The organism is Streptomyces sp. SID14478 (genome assembly GCF_010548525.1).
GTDB lineage: Bacteria > Actinomycetota > Actinomycetes > Streptomycetales > Streptomycetaceae > Streptomyces.
This window is the reverse complement of sequence record NZ_JAAGMG010000568.1, coordinates 1-4,824: the sequence shown is the minus strand read 5'-3', so window position 1 is coordinate 4,824 and position 4,824 is coordinate 1. Positions and strand designations below refer to the sequence as shown.

The window sequence follows — 4,824 nt, the reverse complement described above, 5'->3', positions numbered from 1 at the left end:
CCGCGCAGCAGCAGGTATCCGGCGAGCGGATGCAGCACCCCGCCCGTCGCGAAGCGCACCTTGCGCAGCTCCCGCGCGAACGCCTCGTCGCACGCCACCACCCCGCCGAGGACGTCCCCGTGCCCGCCCAGGTACTTGGTGGCGCTGTGCAGCACGAGCCGCGCCCCGCTCTCCCGGGGCCGTTGCAGCACGGGGGTGGCGAAGGTGTTGTCCACGAGCAGCGGAACGGAGCCGCAGGCGTGGGCGACGGCCCGCAGATCGACCTCGGCGAGGGTCGGGTTGGCGGGCGACTCCACCAGCACCAGTCCGGTGTCGGGCCGGATCGCGTCGGCGATGCCCGCCGGGTCGACCCAGGTGACCTCCGAGCCGAGCGCGCCCGCCGTCAGCAGGTGGTCGCTGCAGCCGTAGAGCGGGCGGACCGCCACGACATGGCGCAGGCCGGCTCCGAGGCGTACGAGCAGGACCGCGGTCAGCGCGGCCATGCCGCTGGCGAACGCGACCGCGGCGTCGGCCCCTTCGAGGCGGGCGAGGGCGGTCTCGAAGCGGGCGACGGTCGGGTTGCCGAGGCGGGCGTAGACCGGCGGCCCGTCGTCGAGGACACCGTCGGCGGCGAAGGCGTCGATGCGGGCGGCCTCGGCGCGGCTGTCGGCGGACGGATACGTGGTGGACAGGTCGATGGGCGGGGCGTGCAGACCGAGGGCCGCGAGGTCGTCGCGGCCCGCGTGCACGGCTTCGGTGGCGAGGGCCCTGGGGCGGGGGGTGCGGTTGCTGTCCATGCCCACAGGCTGAACAGTGGACGGCCTGCAACGGTCAACTCCCGTGCTACGTTCGGCCGATGGCTGATTCCGTCGTACTCGATCCGGTCGATCTGGAGATACTGCGGCTGCTGCAGAACGATGCCCGCACCACGTACCGCGACCTCGCCGCGCAGGTCGGTGTCGCGCCCTCGACCTGCCTGGACCGGGTCGCCCGGCTGCGCCGCTCGGGCGTGATCCTCGGGCACGTGCTGCGGCTCGACCCCGCCAGGCTGGGCCGCGGGCTGCAGGCGCTCCTGTCGGTACAGGTGCGGCCGCACCGCAGGGAGCTCGTCGGCCCGTTCGTGGAGCGGATCCGGGCCCTGCCCGAGGCGCGCACCGTGTTCCATCTCACCGGCCCCGACGACTACTTGGTGCACGTGGCCGTGCGCGACATGGCGGACCTGCAGCGCCTCGTCCTCGACGGGTTCACCTCCCGGCGCGAGGTGGCCCGGGTCGAGACCCGGCTGATCTTCCAGCAGTGGGAATGCGGACCTCTGCTGCCCCCGGGTGGTGACGCGGCGCCCCCACTCGTACGAGGATGACCGCATGTCAGCCATCCCTCACACCCAGCACACGCCGCAGCGGCTGCCCCGACAGGTCGCCGACGCGTACGTCGACGCGTACGTCGCCCTCGACCCGGTCGAAGGGACGTACCTCGGCGTCCGGGAGTCCCACAGCAAACTGCCCGACCTCTCCCCCGCGGGGGCCGAGGCCGTGGCCGAGCTGGCCCGCGAGACCCTCGCGCGGCTCGCCGAGGCGGAGCGCGCGCCGGGCGGCGACAGCGACGCCGAGCGGCGTTGCGCGCGGCTGCTGCGAGAGCGGCTGACGGCGGAACTTGCCGTGCACGACGCGGACGAGCACCTGCGCGCCGTCTCCAATCTCGGCTCCGCGGTCCACCACGTGCGGGACGTCTTCACGGTCACCCCGACCGACACCAACGAGGACTGGGCGGCGATCGCCGAGCGGCTGCGCGCGGTGCCGGACGCGTTCGCCGGCTATCGCGCCTCGCTCACGGCCGGCCTGGACCGCAAGCTGCACGGCGGTCCGCGCCCGACGGCGACGTTCATCGGGCAACTCACCGAATGGCAGGGCTGGTTCGCGCAGTTCGCCGCCGACGGGCCCGAGGCGCTGCGCGACGACCTGACCGCAGCGGCGCGCGCCGCGGACGCGGCCACCGCGCACCTGCGCGACTGGATGCGCGACGTGTACGCCCCGGCGATCGAGGGCTCCCCCGACGTCGTGGGCCGCGAGCGGTACGCCCGCTGGTCGCGCTACTACAACGGTACGGACCTCGATCTGGACGAGGCCTACGCGTACGGCTGGAGCGAGTTCCACCGGCTGCTCGGCGAGATGCGGACCGAGGCGGAGAAGATCCTGCCCGGCGCCGCGACGCCCTGGGTCGCCCTCGCCCATCTCGACGAGCACGGACGGCACATCGAGGGCGTCGACGAGGTGCGGCAGTGGCTGCAGGACCTCATGGACGAGGCCATCGAGGCGCTCGACGGCACCCACTTCGAACTCGCGGAGCGGGTACGGAAGGTGGAGTCCCGCATCGCGCCGCCCGGCAGCGCCGCGGCGCCGTACTACACGGCCCCGTCGGAGGACTTCTCGCGTCCGGGACGCACATGGCTGCCGACGATGGGCGAGACGCGGTTCCCCGTCTACGACCTGGTGTCCACCTGGTACCACGAGGGCGTGCCGGGCCACCACCTGCAGCTCGCGCAGTGGGCGCACGTCGCCGAGAACCTCTCCCGCTACCAGGCCACCCTCGGCGGCGTCTCCGCCAACGCCGAGGGCTGGGCGCTGTACGCGGAGCGCCTCATGGACGAACTGGGCTTCTTGACCGACGCCGAGACCCGGCTCGGCTACCTGGACGCGCAGATGATGCGCGCGGCGCGGGTCATCGTCGACATCGGCATGCACCTGGAGCTGGACATCCCGGCCCACTCGCCGTTCCACCCGGGCGAGCGGTGGACCCCGCAGCTCGCCCAGGAGTTCTTCGGCGCGCACAGCAGCCGCCCCGCGGACTTCGTGGAGAGCGAGCTGACCCGGTACCTGTCGATCCCGGGTCAGGCCATCGGCTACAAACTGGGCGAGCGGGCCTGGCTCCTCGGCCGGGCCAACGCCCGGGCGGCGCACGGCGATTCCTTCGACGCGAAGGCCTGGCACATGGCGGCGCTGTCCCAGGGTTCGCTGGGCCTGGACGACCTCGTGGACGAGCTGTCCAGGCTGTAGTGGCCGTCGCGGGCTGCGGCTGCCGTGCGCTCAGCAGCCGCAGTCGTCGGCGTCGACGGGGGCGGTGAGCGGGTCGGTGGCGCCGCGCGCAGGCCCCTGCCAGGTCTCGTACGCGAAGCCCTCGCGCACCCAGTACTCGAAACCGCCGAGCATCTCCTTGACCTGGAAGCCGAGCTCGGCGAGAGCCAGGGCCGCGCGGGCGGCGCCGTTGCAGCCGGGGCCCCAGCAGTAGGTGACGACGGGCACCGACCTGTCGAGGAGCTGCTCGGCCTGCTCCGCGACGAGCGCGGTGGGCAGGTGGACCGCGCCGGGGACGTGGCCCTGGTCCCAGGAGGCGGTGGAGCGCGAGTCGACGACGACGAAGCCGGGGTCGCCGTCCTGGGCGAGAGCAGCGGCGACGTCCGACACGTCGGCGTGGAAGGCGAGGCTCGCGCCGAAGTAGGCGGCGGCGACGGCGGGCGGGGCGGGGGCGACCCGCAGGACGGGGTGGGCCGCGGCGGTGGTGGCGGTCGTGGTCATGGTGGCGTCCTCCGTCGTTCGGTGTGCGATGTCCCGGTGCCGGGCGGCGGCGCTGCGGCCCGTTCCCCTGGCCAGAAATCTACGGGCGACGACCGCCGCCCTGAAGGGGCGATCCCCGGCATCCCTCTTGATCTGCCGGGGATTCCCCTGCTATTTCTCGACCATGACCGCCGATTCCACAGCCGCCGCGGCCGGCTATGTGCCGGACGCCACCGACTGGCGCATCCTGCAGGTCCTGCAGCGCGAGGGCCGGTCCAGTTACGCCGAGCTGGCGCGGGCCGTGTCCATGTCCGCGAGCGCCGTCACCGAGCGGGTGCGCAGGCTGGAGGAGGCCGGGGTGATCGCCGGGTACGCGGCGGTCGTGGTGCCGGAGAGGCTCGGGCTGCCGATCCTCGCCTACGTGCGGCTGCGCTATCCGAACGGGAACTACAAGCCGTTCCACGACCTGATCGACGCGACGCCGGAGATCCTGGAGGCGCATCACGTCACGGGCGACGACTGCTTCGTCATCAAGGTCGCGGCCCGCTCCATGCGCCACCTCGAAGAGGTCTCCGGCAAGATCGGCGCGCTGGGTTCGGTGACGACGAGCGTCGTGTACTCCTCGCCGCTGCCGCGCCGGGAGATCGGCCGCTGAGCGAGGGTCAGGGGACCTGGGTGCCGCGCTGGCGCACCGTCGACCCCTCCCGCCCCTTCACGACCTCCAGCTGCGCGTGCACCCGGCGGCGCAGATCCGCGACGTGGCTGACGATGCCGACGCTGCGGTCCCTTTCGCGCAGGGAGTCGAGGACGTCGAGGACCTCGTCGAGGGTCTGGTCGTCGAGGCTGCCGAAGCCCTCGTCGATGAAGAGGGTGTCGAGGCGGACGCCGCCGGCCTCGTCGGTGACGACGTCCGCGAGGCCGAGCGCGAGGGCCAGCGAGGCGAAGAACGTCTCGCCGCCCGAGAGGGTCGCCGTGTCGCGCTCGCGGCCCGTCCAGGCGTCGACGACGTGCAGTCCGAGGCCCGAACGCCCGCGCCCCGCAAGGGAGTCGGAGTGCACCAGCGTGTAGCGGCCGGACGACATGCGGCGCAGCCGCGCCGTCGCCGCGGCCGCCACCTGTTCGAGGCGGGCGGCGAGGACGTACGACTCCAGGCGCATCTTGCGTTCGTTGTCGGCGGAGGTGCCGGCCGCGAGCGAGGCGAGCCGGGCGATCCGGTTGTACGTCGCGCGCAGCGGGCCGAGGCGGCGGGCCTCGGTGGCGGCGCGCCGGGAGAGCCGGTCCAGTTCGTCGCAGC

At 73.5% G+C, this 4,824-nt stretch carries 6 protein-coding genes; 3 read left to right on the top strand and 3 right to left on the bottom strand.

The features are described 5' to 3' along the window. Positions 1-776: PLP-dependent transferase (locus tag G3I40_RS18780; RefSeq protein WP_203644361.1), on the bottom strand; the 776-nt coding region annotated here is incomplete at its 3' end. A 59-nt stretch (positions 777-835) separates the two neighbouring features. Here G3I40_RS18780 and G3I40_RS18775 point away from each other — a divergent pair. Together G3I40_RS18775 and G3I40_RS18770 are read left to right on the top strand one after the other, a co-directional pair. After that, positions 836-1,339, top strand: coding sequence for an Lrp/AsnC family transcriptional regulator (locus G3I40_RS18775; protein ID WP_164303292.1), 504 nt, complete (start codon positions 836-838; stop codon positions 1,337-1,339). A gap of 4 nt (positions 1,340-1,343) precedes the next feature. Continuing rightward, positions 1,344-3,032, top strand: coding sequence for a DUF885 domain-containing protein (locus tag G3I40_RS18770; RefSeq protein WP_164303291.1), 1,689 nt, complete (start codon positions 1,344-1,346; stop codon positions 3,030-3,032). Positions 3,033-3,062: 30 nt separating this feature from the next. Here G3I40_RS18770 and G3I40_RS18765 read toward each other — a convergent pair whose 3' ends face one another. Continuing rightward, on the bottom strand, positions 3,063-3,551 hold the full coding sequence (locus G3I40_RS18765; RefSeq protein ID WP_164303290.1) for a rhodanese-like domain-containing protein: 489 nt from the start codon (positions 3,549-3,551) through the stop codon (positions 3,063-3,065). A 163-nt stretch (positions 3,552-3,714) separates the two neighbouring features. Between G3I40_RS18765 and G3I40_RS18760 the strand changes: the two genes are divergently transcribed. Beyond that, a complete protein-coding gene (locus G3I40_RS18760; protein WP_164303289.1) occupies positions 3,715-4,185 on the top strand; it encodes an Lrp/AsnC family transcriptional regulator in 471 nt (156 codons plus the stop codon). Positions 4,186-4,192: 7 nt separating this feature from the next. Here the strand turns inward: G3I40_RS18760 and G3I40_RS18755 are convergent. Beyond that, positions 4,193-4,824, bottom strand: a 632-nt coding sequence (locus tag G3I40_RS18755; RefSeq protein ID WP_275410198.1) for an SbcC/MukB-like Walker B domain-containing protein, incomplete at its 5' end; no start/stop codon positions are given.